The organism is Arenibacter algicola, from assembly GCF_000733925.1.
Taxonomy (GTDB): Bacteria; Bacteroidota; Bacteroidia; order Flavobacteriales; family Flavobacteriaceae; genus Arenibacter; species Arenibacter algicola.
This window is the reverse complement of the sequence record NZ_JPOO01000003.1, coordinates 1,059,033-1,081,352: the sequence shown is the minus strand read 5'-3', so window position 1 is coordinate 1,081,352 and position 22,320 is coordinate 1,059,033. Positions and strand designations below refer to the sequence as shown.

At 39.7% G+C, this 22,320-nt stretch carries 21 protein-coding genes and 1 riboswitch; of the genes, 9 read left to right on the top strand and 12 right to left on the bottom strand.

Features of this window, described 5'->3' with window-relative positions:
- Nucleotides 1–20 precede the first annotated feature (20 nt).
- Complete coding sequence (gene gndA, locus U735_RS0114990; protein WP_031444608.1) at nucleotides 21–1,427, bottom strand: NADP-dependent phosphogluconate dehydrogenase; 1,407 nt, start codon at nucleotides 1,425–1,427, stop codon at nucleotides 21–23.
- Nucleotides 1,428–1,616: 189 nt separating this feature from the next.
- Here gndA and zwf point away from each other — a divergent pair, with 189 nt between their 5' ends.
- Both zwf and pgl read left to right on the top strand, forming a co-directional pair.
- Nucleotides 1,617–3,149: a glucose-6-phosphate dehydrogenase gene (gene zwf / locus U735_RS0114985; protein ID WP_031444607.1), complete on the top strand. Its 1,533-nt coding sequence runs from the start codon at nucleotides 1,617–1,619 to the stop codon at nucleotides 3,147–3,149.
- 24 nt (nucleotides 3,150–3,173) lie between these two features.
- The gene (gene pgl, locus U735_RS0114980; protein WP_031444606.1) at nucleotides 3,174–3,884 is read left to right on the top strand and encodes a 6-phosphogluconolactonase; all 711 of its coding nucleotides are present in this window, start codon (nucleotides 3,174–3,176) and stop codon (nucleotides 3,882–3,884) included.
- Here pgl and U735_RS0114975 read toward each other — a convergent pair.
- The 6 genes from U735_RS0114975 to U735_RS0114950 form a co-directional block, all read right to left on the bottom strand.
- Nucleotides 3,881–4,432, bottom strand: coding sequence for an acyl-CoA thioesterase (locus U735_RS0114975; protein ID WP_031444605.1), 552 nt, complete (start codon nucleotides 4,430–4,432; stop codon nucleotides 3,881–3,883). The genes pgl and U735_RS0114975 overlap by 4 nt on opposite strands.
- 5 nt (nucleotides 4,433–4,437) lie before the next feature.
- On the bottom strand, nucleotides 4,438–4,794 hold the full coding sequence (locus tag U735_RS0114970) for a hypothetical protein (RefSeq protein WP_031444604.1): 357 nt from the start codon (nucleotides 4,792–4,794) through the stop codon (nucleotides 4,438–4,440).
- Between the two features lie 17 nt (nucleotides 4,795–4,811).
- The gene (gene rmuC, locus U735_RS0114965; RefSeq protein ID WP_031444603.1) at nucleotides 4,812–6,161 is read right to left on the bottom strand and encodes a DNA recombination protein RmuC; all 1,350 of its coding nucleotides are present in this window, start codon (nucleotides 6,159–6,161) and stop codon (nucleotides 4,812–4,814) included.
- Between the two features lie 63 nt (nucleotides 6,162–6,224).
- The gene (locus U735_RS0114960; protein WP_316933041.1) at nucleotides 6,225–6,926 is read right to left on the bottom strand and encodes an ABC transporter ATP-binding protein; all 702 of its coding nucleotides are present in this window, start codon (nucleotides 6,924–6,926) and stop codon (nucleotides 6,225–6,227) included.
- 202 nt (nucleotides 6,927–7,128) lie between these two features.
- Entirely contained in the window at nucleotides 7,129–8,109 is a 981-nt protein-coding gene (locus U735_RS0114955; protein ID WP_051892339.1) for a FecCD family ABC transporter permease, read from the bottom strand.
- Between the two features lie 51 nt (nucleotides 8,110–8,160).
- Nucleotides 8,161–9,306, bottom strand: a complete 1,146-nt coding sequence (locus U735_RS0114950) for an ABC transporter substrate-binding protein (RefSeq protein ID WP_031444600.1) — start codon at nucleotides 9,304–9,306, stop codon at nucleotides 8,161–8,163.
- Nucleotides 9,307–9,564: 258 nt separating this feature from the next.
- Nucleotides 9,565–9,781: riboswitch (cobalamin riboswitch) on the top strand.
- Nucleotides 9,782–9,814: 33 nt separating this feature from the next.
- Between U735_RS0114950 and U735_RS0114940 the strand changes: the two genes are divergently transcribed.
- Both U735_RS0114940 and U735_RS0114935 read left to right on the top strand, forming a co-directional pair.
- Nucleotides 9,815–11,659 carry a TonB-dependent receptor gene (locus tag U735_RS0114940; RefSeq protein ID WP_031444599.1) on the top strand — a complete coding sequence of 615 codons (1,845 nt, stop codon included), beginning with the start codon at nucleotides 9,815–9,817 and terminating at the stop codon, nucleotides 11,657–11,659.
- A 14-nt stretch (nucleotides 11,660–11,673) separates the two neighbouring features.
- Nucleotides 11,674–12,729 carry a YncE family protein gene (locus U735_RS0114935; protein WP_031444598.1) on the top strand — a complete coding sequence of 352 codons (1,056 nt, stop codon included), beginning with the start codon at nucleotides 11,674–11,676 and terminating at the stop codon, nucleotides 12,727–12,729.
- A gap of 164 nt (nucleotides 12,730–12,893) precedes the next feature.
- Here U735_RS0114935 and U735_RS0114930 read toward each other — a convergent pair whose 3' ends face one another.
- Both U735_RS0114930 and U735_RS0114925 read right to left on the bottom strand, forming a co-directional pair.
- Complete coding sequence (locus U735_RS0114930; RefSeq protein ID WP_031444597.1) at nucleotides 12,894–14,366, bottom strand: S41 family peptidase; 1,473 nt, start codon at nucleotides 14,364–14,366, stop codon at nucleotides 12,894–12,896.
- Nucleotides 14,367–14,454: 88 nt separating this feature from the next.
- Entirely contained in the window at nucleotides 14,455–15,948 is a 1,494-nt protein-coding gene (locus U735_RS0114925; RefSeq protein ID WP_031444596.1) for a S41 family peptidase, read from the bottom strand.
- A gap of 240 nt (nucleotides 15,949–16,188) precedes the next feature.
- On the opposite strand from U735_RS0114925, the gene U735_RS0114920 reads away from it, so the two are divergent.
- The 5 genes from U735_RS0114920 to U735_RS0114900 all read left to right on the top strand — a co-directional run bounded on the left by U735_RS0114920 (nucleotide 16,189) and on the right by U735_RS0114900 (nucleotide 19,311).
- A complete protein-coding gene (locus tag U735_RS0114920) occupies nucleotides 16,189–16,698 on the top strand; it encodes an RNA polymerase sigma factor (RefSeq protein WP_031444595.1) in 510 nt (169 codons plus the stop codon).
- A complete protein-coding gene (locus U735_RS0114915; RefSeq protein ID WP_031444594.1) occupies nucleotides 16,685–17,107 on the top strand; it encodes a hypothetical protein in 423 nt (140 codons plus the stop codon). Before U735_RS0114920 ends, U735_RS0114915 begins: the two co-directional genes overlap by 14 nt.
- A gap of 10 nt (nucleotides 17,108–17,117) precedes the next feature.
- Complete coding sequence (locus U735_RS0114910) at nucleotides 17,118–17,663, top strand: DUF4252 domain-containing protein (RefSeq protein WP_031444593.1); 546 nt, start codon at nucleotides 17,118–17,120, stop codon at nucleotides 17,661–17,663.
- A gap of 70 nt (nucleotides 17,664–17,733) precedes the next feature.
- Nucleotides 17,734–18,279 carry a DUF4252 domain-containing protein gene (locus tag U735_RS0114905; RefSeq protein ID WP_031444592.1) on the top strand — a complete coding sequence of 182 codons (546 nt, stop codon included), beginning with the start codon at nucleotides 17,734–17,736 and terminating at the stop codon, nucleotides 18,277–18,279.
- Nucleotides 18,280–18,495: 216 nt separating this feature from the next.
- Nucleotides 18,496–19,311, top strand: a complete 816-nt coding sequence (locus U735_RS0114900; RefSeq protein WP_031444591.1) for a mechanosensitive ion channel family protein — start codon at nucleotides 18,496–18,498, stop codon at nucleotides 19,309–19,311.
- Between the two features lie 116 nt (nucleotides 19,312–19,427).
- Here the strand turns inward: U735_RS0114900 and purB are convergent, their stop codons facing one another.
- The 3 genes from purB to U735_RS0114885 all read right to left on the bottom strand — a co-directional run bounded on the left by purB (nucleotide 19,428) and on the right by U735_RS0114885 (nucleotide 22,284).
- Nucleotides 19,428–20,771, bottom strand: coding sequence for an adenylosuccinate lyase (gene purB, locus U735_RS0114895; RefSeq protein WP_031444590.1), 1,344 nt, complete (start codon nucleotides 20,769–20,771; stop codon nucleotides 19,428–19,430).
- A gap of 105 nt (nucleotides 20,772–20,876) precedes the next feature.
- Entirely contained in the window at nucleotides 20,877–21,437 is a 561-nt protein-coding gene (locus U735_RS0114890) for a hypothetical protein (protein ID WP_031444589.1), read from the bottom strand.
- Nucleotides 21,438–21,591: 154 nt separating this feature from the next.
- A complete protein-coding gene (locus tag U735_RS0114885; protein ID WP_031444588.1) occupies nucleotides 21,592–22,284 on the bottom strand; it encodes an SIR2 family NAD-dependent protein deacylase in 693 nt (230 codons plus the stop codon).
- Between the last annotated feature and the right edge of the window lie 36 nt (nucleotides 22,285–22,320).

Here is a 22,320-nt window from a genome sequence, read left to right as displayed (position 1 = left end):
TTTGTTTAATCCCTAGGCTATTATTCCCATTCGGTATGGAAGATGCCTTCCATATCTGTCCTTTCATAGGTGTGCGATCCAAAGTGATCGCGTTGCGCCTGAATAAGGTTCAATGGCAATCTGCCAGAGGTATAGGCATCAAAATACGTTAAGGAGTTGGAAAGACCTGGCAATGGAATGCCATTTTTGGCCCCATAGGCTACAAGATTTCTCGCGGCCCCTACTGTAGATTGTACCTTGGTAACAAACTGTGGTGATAACAAAAGGTTTGGCAATTGCCTGTCCTTGGTAAAGGCTGCGGATATGTCTTCCAGCAATCCGGCACGGATAATACATCCCGCCCTCCAAATTTTGGCTATTACGGAAAGATCCAGATCGTAGCCGTATTCCTTGGAGGCATCCGCCAATTGATGTAGTCCTTGGGCATAGGTGGTAATAAAGGAAAAGTAAAGGGCTTCCTCTGCCCATTTGGCCATTTCCTTTTTGTCCATTATGGCCGGTTCCGGCCTGTTATACAACTTATCGGCCAAAACCCTTTCTTCCTTTAAGGCCGAAATTTCCCTCATACTCACGGCTATATCTATGCTGGGAATTGGAATACCTAGGTCCATTGCATTTTGGGAAGTCCATTTTCCAGTGCCTTTTTGTTTGGCTTTGTCCAATATCTTATCTACCAATCTACCTTCTCCTTTATCATCTTCCTGTTTAAAAATCTCTGCAGATATCTCTATTAAAAAGGACTGTAATCTACCTTTGTTCCAGGAATCAAAAATGTCATGAAGTTCATCATTATTGTATTTGCCTGCTTTTTTTAAGAGGTCATATATTTCGGAGGTAAGTTGCATTAGGCCATACTCAATGCCGTTATGAACCATTTTTACATAGTTGCCGGCAGATTTTGGTCCCAAATAGGCTACACAGGGCTCTCCTTTAAATTTGGCGGAGACGGCCTCAAATATGGGTTGTACCTCTTTGTAGGCCTCCTTGTTTCCTCCTGGCATTATGCTTGGACCCCTCCTGGCACCTTTTGCGCCTCCCGAGACCCCAGAGCCAAAAAAGTGAATTCCTTTACTTTGTAAATAGGTCTCCCTGCGATCGGTATCGGTAAAAAAGGAATTACCTCCGTCTATGATAAGGTCGTTTTTGTCCAAATATGGCAATAGGCTTTCAATTACGGAGTCCACTATTTTACCAGCGGGTACCAAAAGCATGATTTTTCTAGGCTGTGATAAGGATTGTACGAAGTGTTGAATATCTGTAGAGGCGTTTACTCTTTTGGTATCCTTTCCTTCTTCGATCAGTGCATTTACTTTTTCATCATCAAGATCGTATCCCATGGCCGAAAAGTTGTTGTCCGCAACGTTCAAAATAAAATTACGTCCCATTACCCCTAGGCCAATCAATCCAAAATCATATGTTTTTTCCATGTTTTTTCCTTAAAGTTATTTAACAAAATAAAGTGGCTTTTGTTAAGTGTCCTTGTTTATAAATGAATAATCTAAATTAGTTTTATCTTCGCACGATAATTCAAAAATCAAAAATAGTCAATTATACGGTTTTTAGAACCAAAGTTTTAAATTCCCAACAAATTGAGCAAAACTTCCAATAATTATAATATGAACAAAACAGCAAATCAAATGCTTGTTATTTTTGGGGCATCAGGAGATTTAACTGCTAGAAAGCTGGTACCAGCTTTATTTAATTTATACAAGGCAAAACAACTTCCTGAGAATTTCGTGGTATTGGGAGTAAGTAGGAGTAACATGACCGATGGTGAGTTCAGGAGGAAGGTGGTCCAGGAAAGTACCTACCTAAAGGATAAGGTAAAGGACGCATCCTCGGATTTTATAAACACCTTTGCCGATAAGTTTTTTTATGAGGATCTGGGCGATGATTACAATAGGGTATACAGTAAGTTGGCAACCAGGATATCTGACTTAAATGATAAATTTAGCACTGGGGGCAACTATATATTTTATCTTTCCACTCCGCCCAGTCTCTACGAGCTAATAGCAAAAAATCTTTCCGAGCAAGGTTTAAATAACGAAACCGACGGCTGGAAGCGAATCATTGTTGAAAAACCATTTGGCTATAGCTTGGAGACCGCAAAGAATCTAAATAAAGGTCTGCAGACCTACTTCAATGAATCCCAGATCTATAGGATTGACCATTATTTGGGTAAGGAAACAGTTCAGAATTTATTGGTGACCCGTTTCTCCAATAGTATTTTTGAGCCGCTATGGAACAGAAATTACATACACCATATAGAAATTACCAATGCCGAAAGTGTTGGTGTGGAAAAAAGGGGCGGTTATTATGATAAATCGGGTGCGCTTCGTGATATGTTCCAGAATCATTTATTGCAGATAGTTTCATTAATTGTAATGGAACCGCCAATCGATGCCAGTGCCCAGGAAATTAGGAATGAAAAGGTCAAGGCATTAAAATCATTGCGGATTATGCGCGATGAGGAAACCTTATACAACAATACCGTTAGGGCACAATACCTCTCATCTGTCATAGATGGTAAAAAAGTGAAAGGATATAGGGAGGAGGAAGGTGTAGATCCCAACTCCAAGACGGAGACCTATGCCGCCATCAAATTTTTTGTGGATAATTGGAGGTGGAAAGACGTTCCCTTCTATGTGCGTACCGCCAAAAGAATGCCTACCAAGGTAACCGAAGTGGTAATACATTTTAAATCGCCCCACCACCAGGTGTTCAAAAATTCTGATATGAACAATAAGGACAACCAGTTGATCATTAGGATTCAACCGGATGAAGGTATCCTTGTTAAATTTGGAGTGAAAGTTCCTGGACAGGGCTTTACTGTAGAACGCGCCAATCTGGACTTTTACTATTCCAATCTGGCAGACAATAATGTAATGGACGCCTACGAAAGACTGTTGCTAGATGCCATGCAGGGCGATGCTACACTTTATGCCAGGGCGGATGAAGTGGAAGCGGCATGGGAGTTTGTAGATCCTATCTTGGACTATTGGAAGAATGGTTCGGATGTTAACATATATGGTTATTCTTCCGGAGTATGGGGTCCAACTAATTCGGACCGTTTGTTGGAAGGGGACTTGAAGTGGAGGAATCCTGGTGAAAACTTGGCCGACGATCCGGGCTTCTGTGTTATTAAGTAAAAATTAATTTATAAAATATAATAGATGCATATTAATATATCGCCTACCAAAACGGAAGTTGCCAAAAACTTTTCCGATTATCTGGAAGAACTGATAAAAGATAATAAAACAACCCATATTGCCTTGTCCGGAGGTAGTACTCCTAAGGTGGTCTTTGATTATATGGCAGAGCATTATGAGGAGGTGGATTGGTCTACGGTTCATTTGTATTGGGGAGATGAACGTTGTGTTCCTCCTACCGATTCGGAAAGCAATTATAAAATGACGGTAGATCACTTGTTGTCCAAGATCAATATTCCTAAAGATAATATTCATCGAGTTCTTGGGGAAGACCTGCCGGAATTGGAGGCTGGAAGATATGGAAAGGTCTTGGAAGAGGAATTGCCCATAGTGGACAACATACCTCAATTTGACTTGGTGATCCTTGGCATGGGTGATGACGGACATACAGCATCAATATTCCCACATGAAATTGGCCTTTGGGACTCTCCTAATAACTGTGAAGTAGCGATTCATCCCGATTCGGGACAAAGAAGGATTACCATAACCGGTAAGCTGATCAACAACGCCAAGACGGTTGCGTTTTTGGTTACAGGGAGCAGTAAAGCAGAAAAGGTCAGGTCTATAATTACCAAAGAGGAAGGTCATGAGAATTACCCAGCTTCCTTGGTAGCGCCTACGTCAGGGGAATTAATTTGGTTTCTGGACGAGGAGGCCGCAGCCCAAATCAATTAAGCGGGATCCAAATTAATTTTTACATTTTCGTTGTCCAAATCCTTTAAGTGGTCATTCATTTTAAATTGGGAAGATTCAAATTGACTGCTTCTGGACATGGCCTGTTTTTTCCGTTGAATACTACGGCAAAACCTACGAACCCCTTGTTCGTCTTCAATGATTAGGCCGGGTACAGGGGTGCTCCGTCCGTCTGCATCTTTGGCGACCATGGTAAAATAAGAGGAATTGCAATGCTTCTTCTTACCTGTAGTTACATTTTCAGATTCCACACGTACGCCTATGACCATAGAGGTGCGTCCAGTATAATTTACCGAAGCCTTAAGTGTAATCAACTCCCCAACTTCAATAGGATTCAAAAAATCCACCTTGTTCACGGAAGCTGTCACACAATATTTTCTAGAGTGCTTTGAGGCGCAGGCAAAGGCTATTTGATCCATTAGGTTTAATATGTGGCCACCGTGTACCTTGCCACCAAAATTGGAATGTGAAGGCAGCATTAACTCGGTTATGGATATTCTGGATTGTCTGGCAGTTTTAAATTTGTCCATTGTTTTTAGTTTAAGTGGGGAGAGTTTTCCTTTTCAACAGAAGTGATAAAATATTTGGTATCACCTAACCAAAAAAAGGTCCTGTAGCGCTCAATATAAGTCACTTTAACATAAGACCCCTGATATTCTTTCAACTTGTCAATAACATCGTCTTTTAAGACCGAGAAGGAAAATATTTGTGCCCCTGATATTCCTTGGCTTATCTCACCTTCCCATGTCTTTATAAGCACTCCCTTATGACTAATTTTGATTAGTTCCCCGGAACGGATACCTTCGCTATAAGGAACAAAATAAACAAAGGAAAAATAGGCCGTCATAATTAGAGCCAGACCGAGCAGGGTTAATCCGAGTATTTTTTTCATATTAATTCTTAGTTTGTTTAAAGCAGGGTTAAGGGTTCTTCGTTGTCGTCATCATCGTCCTGTGCTCTTTTAAGTAGGGATTCGGGGATGGATTTCTTTGCTTTGGCCCCCATTTTCTTTAGTTTTTCTATACTGGTAATGATATTTCCCCTGCCATCAACCAATTTGTTCATAGCTCCCTTATATTCGGATTTTGCTTCGTCCATCTTTTTGCCCACCTTCATCAAGTCCCCAACAAAACCCTCAAATTTATCATATAAGGCTCCGGCCTGTCGTGCAATTTCAATGGCGTTGCGCTGTTGTTTTTCATTGTTCCACATGGTATCAATAGTACGTAAGGTAGCCAGTAGGGTAGAAGGGGTAACTATGATTATGTTCTGTTCAAATGCCTTGTTGTACAGGTTGTTATCGTTGTTTATTGCAATGGCAAATGCAGGTTCTATCGGGACGAACATCAGTACAAAATCTGGGCTCTCCATTTCGTAAAGGTCCTCGTATTTCTTGGCAGATAGTTGGTCCACATGCCTTCTCAGGGAATTGATATGATCTTTAAGAAATTTTTCCTTCAATTCATCCTCGGCATTTACATATCGCTCATAATCCGTTAGGGAAACCTTGGAATCTACGATCATCTTTTTGCCGTCGGGCAGGTTTATAATAACATCGGGCAGCACGCGACTTCCGTCTTCCCTGGTAAAGCTTTGTTGTACCGTATATTCCCGATCTTTTTCCAGACCCGATTTTTCAAGCACTCGTTCCAAAACCAATTCGCCCCAATTGCCCTGCATCTTACTGTCGCCTTTTAGGGCTTTGGTCAAATTTTCGGCTTCTTGGGTTATTTTAAGATTTTGCGTTTGAAGATTGGCCAATTGTTCCTTTAAGGCAGAATGCATCCCCACACTTTCTTTTTGGCTGTCCTCTACCTTTTTTTCAAAAAGAATTATTTTTTCCTGTAAGGGGGTCAATATATTTTTAATGTTCTCCCTGTTCTGCTCGGTGAATTTGGTGCTCTTTTCATCCAATATCTTATTGGCCAAATTCTCGAACTCCTTGGTGAATTTTTCTTGTAATTTTTCTACTTCCCCTTTTTGTTCCCTGTTTTTTAGGTCTAAATTCTCCATTTCCGCCTGATAGCGGACTATTTTATTACCCAATTGTTCCTTTTCGGATTGTAATTGCGCTTTGTATTCCTCAGCATCCAATAGTTTTTGTTCCAGGACGTTGAGGTTGGTTCTCAATTGCTGTTCCCGCTCCAAAAGGGCACTTTGGCTGGATTTTGTTTTTAGATTTTGGATATAATTACCTAGAAAATATCCAATGGCAAGGCCTACTAGTGCAAGGACTGCATATACAAGCAATTCATTCATTTAATTATTGATCTTTGCCGTAAAGATAGTGGATTGTGTTAAAAAAAATCATGTTGAATTTTATTACTTATTAACTCTAAAAGAACCTGTTTGGGCATCGAAAGTAATGGTGTCTGTAGGGAACAGATTTTCAAAACTTTTTTGTTGTATCAATTCGCAAGGGGAGCCAAAGGTGCTCTGGGTTTTTTCCAATATCAACATTTTGTCGCACAACTGAATGGCAATTTCAATTTCATGGGTAGTAAAGAGAATGGTCTTTTTCGTTGTATGGGCAATCGATTTGAGCAATTTCAATATTTGTACCTTATGGTATATATCCAAATGTGTTGTAGGCTCGTCCAGTAAAATTAGCTGGGTGTCCTGTGCTATGGCCCTGGCGATCATTACACGCTGCAATTGTCCATCGCTTAGTTCATAACATTTTTTGGACTTTAATTCTGAAATTTGGACCATGTCCAGTGCCATTGAGATCTGATCTCTGTCAACCGAGGTAAGTGTACCTATCCAATTGGTGTAAGGCTGCCGACCTAGACTGATAAGTTCCAACACCGTCAAATTTTTGGAAGCGATAGGTTCGGTTAAAACAACACTTATTTCAGCAGCCAGTTCGGCTATAGTATGTTGTTCCATAGGCAAATTGTTCAAAGTAATACTGCCCGATAATTTAGGCTGTACGTTGCCAAGTGTGCGTAATAAGGTAGACTTTCCTATTCCGTTAATGCCAGCAATTGCCGCAAGTTCCCCTGTAACTAGGGAAAAATTAATATCCCTTGCAACACAGGACTGTTGTTTCTTGTTGGAATAGCCTATACTTAGGTTTTCCGTTTTTAGAGCGATATGGGAAGTTGTGGTATCTATTTGAGATGAATTTATGATTGCTAAGTTATAGGTTTTGCCGTTTTAATATCTCATTTTACACTACTTATTCATAGAAGGTACTTTACCACTGCCCGATATTGATCAGAAATTAAAAAATCATTTTCCTTTTCCTAAGTAGCAGCCAAATAACTACCGGTGCCCCAATGATGGATGTTATGGCGTTGATGGGCAAAACACTGGCCGAATTGGGCAGTTGGGCAATGGTATCGCAGATCAGCATCAATATGGCGCCGTAAATCAATACGGCCGGTACCAAAATTTTATGATCGGTGGTGTTGAAAATTTGTCGTGTCAAATGCGGCACAGCCAAGCCTATAAAAGCTATGGGGCCTGCAAAGGCAGTTACGCCACCTGCCAATAATCCCGTGGCAATAATTATGGAATACCGGGATCGTTTCATATTAACACCCAGACTTTTGGCATAACTTTCTCCCAATAATAGGGCGTTCAGGGGTTTTATGGAAAAAATACTGATCAAAATTCCAATCGCTATAATCATTAACAACAACAATAGTTGGTTCCAGGATAAATTCCCGATACTTCCGAAAGACCAGTAAACATATTGCTGTAATTTTTCGGCCGTGGAAAAATAAGACAGTACGCTTACCACTGCAGTGGTAATGCTACCGAACATAAGACCAATGATAAGAAGGGCCATAGTATCCTTTACCTTGGCCGCAACAACCATGACCGCCAATAGCACCAGAAAGCTCCCGATACTGGAGGCCAGTGCCAAGGAAATATCATTTACCATGCCGAAGGCAATTATACCGGTGAATAGGGAGGACCCTAAAATTAAGAGGGCGGCACCTAAACTTGCGCCGGCGCTTATGCCTAGGACAAAGGGGCCGGCCAAAGGGTTTCTAAATAAGGTCTGCATCAATAGACCACTTAAGGCCAATCCACTACCTACCAGTATGGCTGTAAAGGCTTTTGGAATTCGATAGTTCCAAATAATATAGCTCCATGAATCCACTTTGGTAGCTTTTCCGATGATCGCATTCAATGTTTCCTGTATGGGTATGGATACGGAGCCTAAGCTGATGTTCACCATAAAACAAACCAGCATTACCAAAAGCAGTATGATAAAATAGGTTTTATATGTTCTTAATTGAAACACTTAATCCAAGGGTTTAAAAAAAGTGGGTATATAGTTGGGAAGCAGCTCAGGATGAAAAATATGGATAAGGTCTTTTAGGACCAAATCCGGTCTGTTCGGTGCCTGTTCAAAATAAATCAATCCCCCAGTTTCCCCTTTGGAATTGGCATAGGTATACACCTTTTTATTTCTGAAAGCAGAGAACTGGGCATAATGTCGGTTGGCTTTGTTTAATTCCGAAAAACTCCCAAATTGTGAGGGGGAAATCCAGAAATCGGCATCATGGGCACGCTCTATTACACTTTCCAAACTTAGGGAAAGGCTTCCATTTGAAGCTGTATCGTTCCATAGATATTCGGCATTTGCATCTTCTATAAATTTAGAGGCCCAACTTTTCCCTCCTGGCAGGTACCAGATATCTTTATAAAGGGCTCCGCTTAGAACACTTGGCCGTATATTCGCTTTTTTTGCAAGTGCCTTGGCATTATTGTAATTGTCCTTGATGGATTTGAAAATACTATCCGCCTCTTTTTCTTTTTGAAAAAATGGAGCAAAAAACTTTATCCATTCTGCTTTCCCCAATGGTGATTCTTCTGTCCAATCTCCATTGTAAACAACCGGAATATTGGATCGTTGTATAGTTTCGTAGGCCTTATTTTGGTGGTCAATGCTAAATCCTACCACTACCTCCGGATTTAATGCGATTACCATTTCTGAATTCAAGGATTCATTGTTGCCCAATTCCTGCACCAAGCCCTCATTTATTCGCTTTCTGGTCTTTGGGGAGGATACGTACTCCGTATCCGGGAATCCTATTAATTTTTCGGTCTCTCCCAGGGCTTCCAATGAAGGGATATGAGTGGTAGAGGTTACTACTATTTTTTGGACGGGCACCCCAATTATGGCATTATACTCATCCCTATTTAATGTAATGGTCGACAATTTTTCTTTATCTACCAAGGCGTAAGTGAAACTGTCTTCCGATTCCGGCCAAGGTGAGGATACTTTAATAATGGTTACATCGGGCGATGTCCTATTAACTGTAAAACCTTGGGCATATTCTATGTTAATGGCCTGCGATAAAGCAGAGCTGGTAACAGTCTCTTTCTTAGTCTGTTTACAAGAACAAATGTATAGAAGGATTGGTAAAAGCAGGGCTTTGTTCAAGAGGCTTTAGGTTTGTTTCAGAATTCAAAAGTAGCATTAATTTCTTGAATCGAAATTTCTAAAAGCCTAACAATAGTCATAATTTATTGCGACCAGAGTATTTATTTTTGGGCAAATAAAAAATTATGAGAGGAGAGTCCAACACCCTAATATACATTATTGCGGCTGTTATAGTCGTGCATTTTTTGGTCGGTTTTATTTGGTTGGCCTATAAACTAAATAGAAAAAAAGACAGTGATACTTCCAAAAAAAAGTAGTAGTTTCGCTGCGAATTTTGGTTTCTATTCCCTAATGTTATAGGGGTAGGATTAAAAGGGAATTCGGTGAAACTCCGAAACTGTTCCCGCAACTGTGAGCTTAATCCATGTTTATTGGATGGCTATCATTTCTTCTAATACCACTGCCCTAAATTATGGGGTGGGAAGGTAAATGATAGTACGCAAGTCAGGAGACCTGCCATATTCAGCACAAAATAGAAAAGATCTTCGGGCAAAGGATCTTCTTGAATATGGAAAAAAAGCAATTATTTTTATTTTTTATTGGACTTATGGCCTTTGCTCAAGTTTTTGGGCAGAGAGATGGCGTTATTGTTTTGGACGAGGTTATTTTGAGCGACGCCAAACTGCTTCATTTTTCCAAAGGAACAAAAGTTAGGGTAGTCAATGATTCCGTACAAGAAAAAAGTGGTAGCTCACTAACCGATCTATTAAGGTACAATTCAAATATATATTTTAAGGAAAATGGTTATGGAATGGTCTCTTCGGCTTCATTTCGCGGTACCAACGCCCAACAGACCGCTGTTGTTTGGAATGGGATAAACATAAATTCCCAACTTACCGGTCAGACAGATTTCAATACTTTAATTCCTGGGAACTATGGGGATGTTGTGGTTAGAAGTGGTGGCGGGTCTGTACAATATGGGAGTGGCGCAGTTGGGGGGGTTATTCTGCTAAACGATAGCTTTAGGTTTAATGACGGCTGGAAAAATAGTTTACAGACAAGTTATGGTAGTTTTAATACCAGTAAATTGGCTTTTAATACTTCACTTGGAAAGGAAAAAACGTCCCTTCAAATTGGAGTCAACCACATAGCTTCGGATAACGATTACAAGTATTTGGGAACGGATTTAAGGAACGAGAATGGTGCGTACGATCAACTTAATATAAATGCCAATGTTGGTTTTATCTTGTCAGATCAACAAATTTTAAAAGTCTACCACAATACCTTTAACGGGGATAGGGATTTTTCGGGTACCCTGACGGCCCCGGCCAATGAAAATTACAGGGATTTAAACCACAGGTCGCTCATAGAGCTCAGTAGCTTTAACGAACGGAAGATCGCTCGTTTAAAAGTGGGGCATTTGTATGAACGTTATCGGTATTTCCCAAATAATCAAAGGGAGGAGTTTAGCTTTGGGCAAGCCAACACCCTCCTTGCCAACTATGATTACAAATATCAATTGAACAAAATAACCTTGAATGGAATTATAGATTTTTCTTCCATTTGGGCCAAGGGGACTTCTATTGAGAATGCCCAAAGAAGTTTCGTTTCCGGTACTTTTTTATTTTCCCATGAACTCTCGGATAAATTGAATTATGGTGTTAACCTGAGACAAGAAGTAGTCAGCGATTATCAAAACCCCTTTCTTTTTTCACTGAACAGCAGTTACAAGGTTGCCAAAAACTACATTATAAATATCAACGGATCCAAAAACCATAGAGTTCCAACGTTCAATGATCTTTATTGGTCCGGGGCAGGAGCTAGTGGTAATTTGGAGGTCTTGCCAGAAACCTCTTGGCAGGTGGAAATTGGACAAACAATAGAAGTAAAAAATATAGCTCTTTCATTAAATGCCTATAGTATTACAACCGATAACCTAATTCAATGGCGACCCAATACACAGGGAGTTTGGATGGCGATGAATGTTCAGGATGTTTCCCAATACGGAATGGAACTGGGTTTTGACTGGAAAAGGAAATGGGGAAATCAAGAATTGGTTTGGGAAAGTGAATATGCCTATACCAAATCGATCGACAATACAACCAAAAATCAGCTTCTTTATGTGCCTGAGCATATGTTGAGATCAAATTTGTCTTATCAATATAAGAAGTTGGTGGCCTTTTATCAATTTCTATACACTGGCTCGGTCTACACCACCACCGACAATAGCGACAGTTTGTCCTCATATACAGTTGGGAACATAGGATTGGATTACCATTGGCCTAACATTTCCGGAATCAAATTTATTTTGGGTTTAAAGGTGAACAATTTGTTTGATAAAAATTATCAGAACGTGGCCTATAGGCCAATGCCCAATAGAAATTTTCAACTACAATTAATTACTAAATTTTAAATCAGCTTAAACAAATGAAGATTAGAAATGTATTTTTTCCGCTATTGATTATCGGCCTATCCTGGTCTTGTTCCAATGATGATGAGGAGATCCAAGAGCCAATGGGCGATTACGCAAATGGAATATTGGTTTCCAATGAAGGCCCCTTTAGTAATGGCACGGGAACGGTCACTTTTATTTCCGAGGATCTGTCCGTAGTAAATAACGGAATTTATAAAATGACGAATGATGAGGATTTAGGAAATGTTGTACAGTCGATAGGATTTACGGAGAATGAGGCTTTTATAGTGGCCAATGTCTCCAACAAGATAAATGTAGTAAATAGATATACTTTTGAAAAAATAGCGAGCATTACCGACGGATTGAACAATCCTAGGTATTTTATTGAAGCTAACGGCAAGGGGTATGTTACCAACTGGGGTGATACTGCAGATGAAACAGACGATTTCGTAGCCATTATCAATCTTCAGAATTATACCGTAGAGGGTACCATATCTGTAATTTTGGGCCCTGAGGCCATTTTGGCCAAGGACAATACGGTTTATGTAGCCCATCAGGGTGCATGGGGGCAGAACAATAAGGTTTCGGTTATCAATACCACTTCCAACGAGCTAATAAAAACGCTTACAGTGGGGGACGTGCCCAATTCCATGCAATTGGATGCCTCCGGGAACTTATGGGTACTGGCTTCGGGCAAACCTGCTTATACGGGGGATGAAACTGCAGGGGTGCTGACAAAGATCAATACGGTCACCAATGAGGTAGATAACAATATCCAATTCGAAACAACCCAGCATCCCAGTAGTTTAAATTTGGATGGGGGTATTTTGTACTATCGTTTGGGAGATACCGTATTTGAACAGAGTTTGTCGGCAACAAGCTTGAATATGGAAACCGTCTTGGAAGGCGTCAGTTTTTATACCATGGTCGTTAATAATGGCAGGTTGTACGGAACAGATGCAGGAGATTATGCCAGTAATGGAACGCTTACAGTTTATGATCTAAATACTGAACTGACTATAAAAGCATTAACGGTGGGGATAGTTCCTGGGGGAATTTACTTTAATTAGGTTATTGGTCTATTAGGTTGGGTTTCTTTGACAAAGGAAATCTAGAAGGTTACTTGACCAATAACAAATGTAAAACGAAACCCCCTCTTTTACAAGGTAAGGACCAAGTAGAAGAGGGGGGGTATGTTTTATAGCTTTGGATGGTATTAATCTAAGTACAAAGCCTATTGAAAAGTAATATCAACAGGTTTGTCCAGATACATATTATCCTTTAAAGGTGTAAACATTTTGGAGTTGGATATTTCATTTACTGGCATTTTTACGCTAAAGTCCTTTTTGGCACTTACTCCTGTAATTTCTTGGATTGCCCTAGCAAAAAGCGGCTCGTTTATATCCCCTAAAACTCCTAGATCCGCAAGATCTTCCGCTAAAACAACATCGGGGGTCAATCCTAAGGTATAGTCCGAAAATCCTTCAGAATTTTCATTTCTTCCCATAAGCGGTTGCATTGCCCACCTATTACTGGGGTTTATCTTATTTTCCCTGTCGGACCTATAGATATAGTCATTGTCTATGTCATCTACCATGGTAACGGAAAACTCGTTCTTGCCCCTGGTAGTTTCGCCAATATGAAAAACATTAACGTAGGGTGCCAGTCCGTTCATGACCAATTCACTGGCCGATGCAGAGCTGCCTGTTGCCAGAACATATACTTTGTTTAGGTTTAGACTATTCAATGCTGTTCCAGAGTCTGTTTTATTTGCAAAATAATCTTCCAATTGCTCTTTGTTCAGCATGGATTGTATTTTGTCATTCCATCGTTGTCTTACATATAATTCACTGGTATTGGTGCCATATACCATACTGGCCAATAATCTGGAACTGTTTACCGAACCTCCTGGGTTATACCTAAGATCAAGTACCAATTCCGTAGCCCCAGCCGTTTTAAACTGTCCAAAGACCGTATTTAGTTGTTCATTATAGCTATTTGTAAAACCGTTGTACATGAGATAGGCAATTTTGGTTCCGTTGACCTCTACGGTCTTCGCAACCAATATTGGATCCTCTTGCAATCCTTCGGACTTGGTCAATGTTACTTCCTTATCATTATCCGTAACTATTGTTCCGGAAATATCTGCCATACCTAAGGTGTAGGTATCCGAATTTCCAAAAAGGAGGCTTATATAATTAGCGTCGTTGAGCTGAACCCCGTTTACTCTAGTAAAGATATCCCCTCTGGCAATGTCTTTGGTGGAAGCATTGGAGTTTGGGATTATATACCTTACGTACCCGAAAAGGTCGGTACTACCCTCATTTCGGGCCAATCCAAATTCCAGCCCATTGCTTTTGGACACGCCACTTAATGAATTTACCAATGTTTCGTAATCGTCCTCAACAAAACTAAAGCGATCAATAGCGGAGCTGCTGCCAACTACCTTAGAGTGTTTGTAACAGGTCTGGTAAAAGAATTCCTCAGGATCGGTATAGGATTCAAGATAGGCCACATAGTCGTCATTGGATGTGAATCGGCTATCACCTAAATTAGGAGCGTCCGCCTGCCAAAAATACCAAAGATTTAGGCCTTGCCACATAAAATTCTGCACAGTTGACTCCTTGGGATAGACGAACGCGTCATCATCCTTGTCGGAGCAGGAAAGGGCTATGGCAATTAAAAGTAGGCCTAAGATTTTTTTCATAATGTAGTTGTAATATTAATAGTGTCGCTCAATATTTTGCCTATGTTAATCTTTGTAGCCTTAAGCGGCACTTTATAAAGAGGACTGACTATTGTTTTTTTGTCAAGTTTAAGGGTTTTTTGATATCCATAAACATATTATCCTTAATCTTTGTGAACATTTTGGAGCTACTAATTAATTTTACCGGCATATCAACTGTAAAATCCATTTTTGCAGTAGTTCCTGTAATCTCGGCAATGGCCTTGGCCAACAGGGGTTCATCCATATTGCCCAATATTCCTAAATTGGATAGATCCTCACTCAACGAAATGTCAGGTGCAAGTCCGTCCGTATACTCGGAAAAGCCATTGGTATTTTCATTTCGCCCTATCAATGGTTGAATTGCCCAATGATTATCGGGGTTGATTTTATCCTCTCTATCAGGATTGTAAACATTGCCATTCTCCAAATCGTCTACAAAGGTAACCGAAAATTCGTTCTTTCCAGTCGTTGTGGTTCCTATATGGATTACATTTATGTAAGGGTCCAAGCCATTCATAACCAATTCGCTTGCCGATGCACTACTGCCAGTAGCAATGATATACACCTTGTTTAGGCCTAACGTATTTATAGGAGTATTGTTGTCCGTTGCGTCGGCAAAATACTCAATGAGGTCAGCGTCCTTAAACTCCGATTGTAGTTTGTCATTATATCTGGCTTTTAGGAAAACACTATTGGTATAAGTACCATAAATCATACTGGATAATAATCGGGCCGAATTTACCGACCCACCAGGGTTGTACCTAAGGTCCAATACTAGTTCCGTAACCCCTGCTGACTTGAACTCGCCAAAGGCGGTGTTCAACTGTTCGTCAAATTCATTGGTAAAGGCATTGTACATTATATAGCCTATTTTTTTTCCTCCCGTTTCCAATACCTGGTTGATAAGGATCGGATTTTCGGTCAAGTTGGCTTCTTTTGTTAGTGAAACTTCCCTGTCCGTATCGGTAATAACATTATTGGAGATTTCAGCCATATTTAAGGTGTAGGAATCGTTATCACCAAATAATAGGTCTATATAGTTGTCCAGGTTAAGGGTAGTGCCATTGACACCGGTAAAAATGTCCCCTCTTTGGATATCTTTGGTGGAGGCATTGGAATTTGGAACAATGTAGCGCACATATCCATAAACATCATCACTATTGGCAAATAGGCTCAAACCGAATTCCAAACCATTACTCTTGGATATTCCTGCGAAAGATTGAGTCAATTCCTCATAATCATCGGAATAAAAACTAAATCGGTCTTCCGTGTAAAGTAATTTTTCGTCAAAAAATTTTCCGGGGTCTTCCTCGGTTTCCAAATATGATACATAATCGTCATAGGAAGCAAAACGGTAATCTCCCAAGTCCACTACATCACTTTGCCAAAAATAATAGGTATTCATGGTCTGCCACATAAAGTTTTGGACTGTTACATCTATTTCTGCTTCCGGGGGAGTAATATTTTCTTGTATTTCCTCGGCAATCTGGGTGTCATCATTCTTGCTACAACTTGAGAGGAACAAACTCAATCCTAAAAAAATCAATAAATACTTCTTCATAATTTTTAAAATAATTGCCAAAACTTACGAGTAGAGACTCACAAATATCATTCCATTAAAAAAGTATGAATCAGTTTTGGGGAACGATTTTATTTATATACGGTAATAATGCCAATTTGGTTTCCTTTGCGCTAATTTACTTACATTGGACCTAATTTGATATTAATTGTAACAAAATTCGATGTATGTCGTCTTCCTATTGTAAGCCTGTTATTTAGGATTATAAACAACTAAACCAAAATGCAACAAACGGAGTTTTTAAATGTGGTATTGCCATTTAAGGATAAACTGTACAGACTGGCAAAACGTTTGTTGGTCTCTAAAGAAGAAGCCGAGGATGCCACACAGGAAATCTTAATGAAGCTATGGTCCAAGAATAATATGATGGAAAACTACAATAATGTAGAAGCTTATGCCATGATGATGACCAAGAATTTTTGCTTGGACCGACTTAAGTCCAAACAGGCTGGAAACTTAAAATTGGTACACAGCAATTACAGGGATGACAATGTTTCCCTGCAAAATCAGGTGGAGGTCAGTGATAGTTTAAGTTGGATAGAAAGAATTATGCAGGAATTGCCGGAACAGCAAAAAATGGTCTTACAGTTAAGGGATGTGGAGCAGTATGAATTTGAGGAAATAGCAGAACTATTGGATATGAGTGCTACGGCAGTTAGGGTAGCTTTATCCAGAGCGCGAAAAACAGTGAGGGAAAAATTAGTTCAAAAGCACAATTATGGAATTAAGTAATATAGAAAAATTATTGGAAAGGTATTTTGAAGCAACTGCTACGGTTGCCGAAGAAGAAATGTTGAGGGAATATTTTGCCAAGGAAGATCTTCCTTTGCACTTAAAAGAATATGCCCCAATGTTTCAGTATTTTTCCATAGCCAGAGAAGAAAAGTTTACCAGACAGGTTCCACTAAAACCTAGGAAAAAAAGTTATATAAAGTGGATTTCCATTGCGGCAGTGAGCATTTTGATATTTGGTATATATTTTGGAAGAAGTTATCAAGAACAGAAAGAAGCAGAATATGCCTATCAGGAAACCAAAAAGGCATTGAGTCTTCTGGCGACCAATCTTGGTAAGGGAACCGAGAAAGTAGCTTATTTACGGGAGTTTGAAGAAACAAAACAAAAAATTTACAACAAAAATTAAATTAAAAAAGATGAAGAAGAATATCATAATAGTATTAGTGGCCGTGTTGCCTTTAATGGGGTTTTCACAATCTATGTTCGATAAATTTGAAGATTTGGACAATGTGAGCGCCGTTGTGGTCAATGAAAGTATGTTTAAATTGTTGAGCAAGATAAATGTTGAGGTCGATGACAAGGAGGCTCAGGATTTTATGGACATAGCCCAAAACTTGAAAAATTTAAAGGTTTTTATTACTGAGGATAAAAAGATTTCTACAGACATGCAGATTACTATGGAGAAGTATTTGAAATCTTCATCATTACAGGAACTTATGCGGGTCAAGGATAAGGATGCCAATGTAAAGTTTTACATCAAAAGCGGGAAGGATGAAGACCATGTAAGCGAATTGCTCATGTTTGTTACCGGTATTAAAAATGGGAACGTGGAAATCAATGATAGGAAATTTGAAACGGTATTGTTATCGCTCACCGGAGATATTGATCTAAACAAGATTGGATCGTTGACTCAAAAGATGAATTTGCCGTCCGAGTTAAATAAGGCGGGTAAGAACAAGTAATAACAGGCTAGGGTAGTGGTCAACTAAAAAGGCCATTACCCTACTTGATCAAAACTTTATAATATAGGAAATGAAAACAAGAGTCGAGAAATTGGTGTGGGCAATATTGTTGATCTTTGTAATGTCTGCATGTTCGTCAACACAAAGTCTACAGGAATATTTTGTAGACAATGCGGATAATCCTAATTTTTTATCTGTCGATCTGCCTGTAAGCCTGTTGAACATGGAGAAGGCCGATTTAACCGAAGACCAAAGGGAAGCACTTGGGTCATTAAAAAAATTAAATATCCTGGCGTTTAAAATAACCGAGGACAACCTAATGGAGTTTCAGAATGAAAAAGCGAATATAACTGCCATCTTAAAAAATGGCAAATTCACAGAGCTGATGAAAATGAACACCAAATATGGGAAAGCTTCCGTAAGATATTTGGGTGATGATGATGCCATTGACGAGGTAATCATCTATGGTGATAGTGATGATAAGGGTTTTATACTGGTACGGGTATTGGGCAAAAATATGAGCCCTGCCAAATTGGTCCAGTTTATGAAGGCGGTTGAAAAATCCGATTATAAGGGAGAAGGCTTAGGTGAAATCGGTAATTTTTTGAAGGGGTAAATAAAAGACGATGTATTAACATATTGAAAATAAAGTTAATAAGCTCTGTTTTGTCAATCGGCAATTCAGGGCTTTTTTTGTGGTATGTTATATTTGGGTGGGCAACCCTAAAATAGGGTTAATGGCATTTCATAAATATTTATAACTAAGATTATCAAGCTATTACGGATTCAATTTCTATATTAGTACATCTAAAAACACTAACTATATTACATCATGGAAAAAGCAGAAGAATGGCTTAATTACGGAATAGAATTGGCAAAGGAGTTTGGACCTAAGGTACTAACGGCTTTCCTGATTTTTGTAATTGGATTATGGGTTATTAAAAGAATTATTGGTGGTACAAGAAAGGTTATGTACAGTAGTAAATACGATGCATCCTTACAACGTTTTTTACTCAGTATGGTATCATGGGTCCTTAAAATATTTTTGATCCTAGTTGTCATTGGGCAGTTAGGGATAAATATCACCACCTTCGCCGCTGTAATCGCAGCCGCTGGCTTGGCCGTTGGCTTAGCACTTCAGGGCTCATTGTCCAACTTCGCAGGCGGGGTTTTGATTATGATTTTTAAGCCTTACAAAATTGGAGACTTAATAGAGGCACAGGGAGTATTGGGTAGCGTAAAGGAAATTGAAATTTTCACAACAAAACTTATAACCCCACAAAATAAGCTGGCCATTGTGCCCAATGGCGCCATGGCCAATGGCAACATTATTAATTATACCGCTGAAGGTAAGATGAGGGTGGACACTACCATTGGAATCGGATATGATGAGGATATTAAGAAGGCCAAGGAAGTATTGTTGGAGGTATTGTTGTCCAATCCAAAGGTGTTGAAAGACCCTGCACCATCCGTTAACGTCTCGGAGTTGGCGGATAGCTCCGTGAATTTCGCCGTACGTCCCTTTTGTGTTCCGTCAGACTATTGGTCGGTATATTTTGAGACATTGGAAAATTGCAAGTTGGCACTTGATAAGGCGGGGATAGAGATACCATATCCACATCAGGTGGAGATACAAAAGAAGGGGTAAGCTTTGTTCCTTTGTGGTCACTATAAAAAAGTCATCCAGAGTATCGCTATGGCTCTCTGGATGGCTTTTTGTTTATATTGTGAAGGTTATACCTAAGGGGCTTCTCTAGCTTGGGATTAAATACCCGTATAATTACTTGGAGTAATTTGTTTCAATTCGGATTTTATTTCTTCCGTTGTTTCCAAGGTATCGATAAAATTGGATATGGACAGCTGTGTAATCTTCTCATTGGTCCGTGTTAATCCCTTCAATGCTTCATAAGGATTGGGATAAGCTTCACGCCTTAAAATGGTCTGAATAGCTTCGGCTACTACGGCCCAATTATTTTCTAGGTCCTGTTCAAACTTCTCCTTATTCAACAATAGTTTATTCAACCCCTTTAATGTGGATTGGAAGGCGATAAGCGTATGGCCAAAAGGCACGCCAACATTTCTAAGCACTGTGCTATCCGTTAAATCCCTTTGTAACCTGGAAATAGGAAGTTTCGCCGATAAATGTTCAAAAATGGCATTGGCTATCCCCAAATTCCCTTCCGAGTTTTCAAAGTCGATAGGGTTTACCTTATGGGGCATGGCGGAAGATCCCACCTCGCCAGCTTTTATTTTCTGTTTAAAATAGTCCATGGAAACATAGGTCCAAAAATCCCTATCCAAATCTATTATAATAGTATTGATTCTCTTGAGGCAGTCGAACAAGGCGGCCATATGGTCATAATGCTCTATCTGCGTAGTTGGGAAGGAATGGTGTAGACCAAGCTTCTCCTGAACAAATTTTTGCCCAAATTCTTTCCAATCAATTTGAGGGTAGGCTACTTTATGGGCGTTGTAGTTTCCTGTTGCGCCACCAAATTTGGCTGCACTTGGTATGTCGTTAAGCAAATTGAACTGTTCTTCCAAACGAACAGCAAATACCTCGATCTCTTTTCCTAAACGGGTTGGGGATGCGGGTTGGCCGTGTGTTCTTGCCAACATAGGCACAGCTTCCCATTCCTTCACCAAAGCCGTTAATTTGTTCAACACCTCCAAATATTGTGGAACGTAAACCTCGTTCATGGCCTCTTTAATGGATAAGGGAATAGCAGTGTTGTTTATATCCTGTGAGGTAAGTCCAAAATGGATAAATTCCTTATGGGACTCTAAACCTAATTTGTCGAACTCCTTTTTTATAAAATATTCAACGGCCTTTACATCATGGTTGGTTACTTTTTCTATTTCCTTAATGGCCATGGCGTCCTCTGAGTCAAAATCAATGTAGATTTTTCTCAAATCATTGAATTTTGAATTGTCAAAATTAGAAAGCTGAGGTAGTGGAATTTCGCAAAGTGCAATAAAATATTCAATTTCTACGCGCACCCTATATTTTATAAGGGCCTCTTCAGAAAAATAGGAGGCAAGGGAATCTATTTTATTTCTGTATCTGCCATCAATAGGGGATATGGCGTTTAATTTGTTTAATGACATCTTATGCTATTTGATTGATTTTGGAAAAGCGCAAAGATAGCTATAAGTTAAAGAGTTTAAAAGTGAAGCGGAAGATTGTTCTCTTATTTGTGCAAAAGCTGTTGCCTACCTTAGTTTGGCCAAGGTCATCCTTGCCCTGGCCTTATAAGCCGCACTGCCATTTTGATAGTTTTGTTCCAATATCATTCGCAATTCCGGATGAATCCAGTCGAACTTTCTACCCAATAACAAAAGGCTGGTCATAGAATATGCCTGGGCCGCCACTTTATGGTCACCTATAAGCCAATCGAAACAAGCGGTGGTGATACTTTCCAAGTGTTTTTCGCTCAGTGTATCACGGGTCTCTTGGTCCTTCGATTGAAAATAGGACTTCATTAAGATCTCACATATTTTTGCAATGGATCTTACCGCTGGATCCAAATGCACCGAACCAATATTATGGACATAAGTGTCAATACTCGGAAACAGGTAGCCGAGATGTTCTTTGGCAGTAAATTCCAAAACCCAACATGCTTTACAGGAAACAGGGTCATCTACTTGAAAAGCAATTTCCATGAGGGGTGCAATATGGGTAGGAGCGTTTAAGATAAGGTTGGACATTTCCCTTCTTTTGGTCCTGGAATGATCAACGTAGTTAAGGGCGTTATAGAGTTCTAGGTAGGTCACAAATACACCTGAAAATTAATTTTTTTATTGGACTGTAATCTGAGTTTTGTTTTATACAGCTGATGGTATTTTATGAAATAAATATAAAAAGAACTTTAAACATTCGGCTAATAGGCAAAGTATTTTAGGCTTGTATACCTCTGGACGGCCAAATTTAGGACTCCCTTCCAATTAAATCCGAAACCAATTGGGGTACCCCGTTTACGGCACTGGCCTGTATTATGGTGAGTCCGTTAAAATCGGTTTTACTTATATTAGGCCTGGGGTCTATAAAATAAATCGGCGTATCCCTGGGTGCATAGTGTATTAGACTGGCCGCTGGATAAACCTGCATCGAGGTGCCGATTACAATCAAAATTTGGGCGGTTTGTGTAATATTGGCTGCTTTTCCCAATAATGGCACTTCCTCACCAAACCACACAATATGGGGGCGCAATTGTTTTCCATCTTCAGAAAGGTCGCCTATTTTAATGTCGGTTTTCCAGTCAATTATTTTGTTGGGATTATGACTGCACCTAGCCTTTAATAACTCCCCGTGCAAATGAATCACCTGGGAGCTGCCTGCCCTTTCGTGCAGGTCATCCACATTTTGGGTAATGATGCTAACATCAAAATGGTCCTCCAAGCGCACCAAAGCTTTATGGGCCAAATTGGGGGAGACCTTGAACAATTGTCTTCTTCTCTCGTTGTAAAAATTGAGAACCAAATTGGGATTCTTCTGAAAACCTTGAGGAGTAGCAACTTCTGTGACATCATGACCTTCCCACAATCCATCCGCATCCCTAAAAGTGTTAATTCCACTTTCTGCACTGACTCCTGCACCGGTTAAGACTACTATTTTTTTCATTGTGCTAGAATATAGTAATATTTGTAAAATTAAACG

Excerpts from the sequence above, each read along its gene's own strand:
- gndA (WP_031444608.1), bottom strand. The coding sequence starts at position 1,427 with ATGGAAAAAACATATGATTTTGGATTGATTGGCCTAGGGGTAATGGGA.
- zwf (WP_031444607.1), top strand. The coding sequence starts at position 1,617 with ATGAACAAAACAGCAAATCAAATGCTTGTTATTTTTGGGGCATCAGGA.
- pgl (WP_031444606.1), top strand. The coding sequence starts at position 3,174 with ATGCATATTAATATATCGCCTACCAAAACGGAAGTTGCCAAAAACTTT.
- U735_RS0114975 (WP_031444605.1), bottom strand. The coding sequence starts at position 4,432 with ATGGACAAATTTAAAACTGCCAGACAATCCAGAATATCCATAACCGAG.
- U735_RS0114970 (WP_031444604.1), bottom strand. The coding sequence starts at position 4,794 with ATGAAAAAAATACTCGGATTAACCCTGCTCGGTCTGGCTCTAATTATG.
- rmuC (WP_031444603.1), bottom strand. The coding sequence starts at position 6,161 with ATGAATGAATTGCTTGTATATGCAGTCCTTGCACTAGTAGGCCTTGCC.
- U735_RS0114955 (WP_051892339.1), bottom strand. The coding sequence starts at position 8,109 with ATGCTGGTTTGTTTTATGGTGAACATCAGCTTAGGCTCCGTATCCATA.
- U735_RS0114940 (WP_031444599.1), top strand. The coding sequence starts at position 9,815 with ATGGAAAAAAAGCAATTATTTTTATTTTTTATTGGACTTATGGCCTTT.
- U735_RS0114935 (WP_031444598.1), top strand. The coding sequence starts at position 11,674 with ATGAAGATTAGAAATGTATTTTTTCCGCTATTGATTATCGGCCTATCC.
- U735_RS0114930 (WP_031444597.1), bottom strand. The coding sequence starts at position 14,366 with ATGAAAAAAATCTTAGGCCTACTTTTAATTGCCATAGCCCTTTCCTGC.
- U735_RS0114925 (WP_031444596.1), bottom strand. The coding sequence starts at position 15,948 with ATGAAGAAGTATTTATTGATTTTTTTAGGATTGAGTTTGTTCCTCTCA.
- U735_RS0114920 (WP_031444595.1), top strand. The coding sequence starts at position 16,189 with ATGCAACAAACGGAGTTTTTAAATGTGGTATTGCCATTTAAGGATAAA.
- U735_RS0114915 (WP_031444594.1), top strand. The coding sequence starts at position 16,685 with ATGGAATTAAGTAATATAGAAAAATTATTGGAAAGGTATTTTGAAGCA.
- U735_RS0114910 (WP_031444593.1), top strand. The coding sequence starts at position 17,118 with ATGAAGAAGAATATCATAATAGTATTAGTGGCCGTGTTGCCTTTAATG.
- U735_RS0114905 (WP_031444592.1), top strand. The coding sequence starts at position 17,734 with ATGAAAACAAGAGTCGAGAAATTGGTGTGGGCAATATTGTTGATCTTT.
- U735_RS0114900 (WP_031444591.1), top strand. The coding sequence starts at position 18,496 with ATGGAAAAAGCAGAAGAATGGCTTAATTACGGAATAGAATTGGCAAAG.
- purB (WP_031444590.1), bottom strand. The coding sequence starts at position 20,771 with ATGTCATTAAACAAATTAAACGCCATATCCCCTATTGATGGCAGATAC.
- U735_RS0114885 (WP_031444588.1), bottom strand. The coding sequence starts at position 22,284 with ATGAAAAAAATAGTAGTCTTAACCGGTGCAGGAGTCAGTGCAGAAAGT.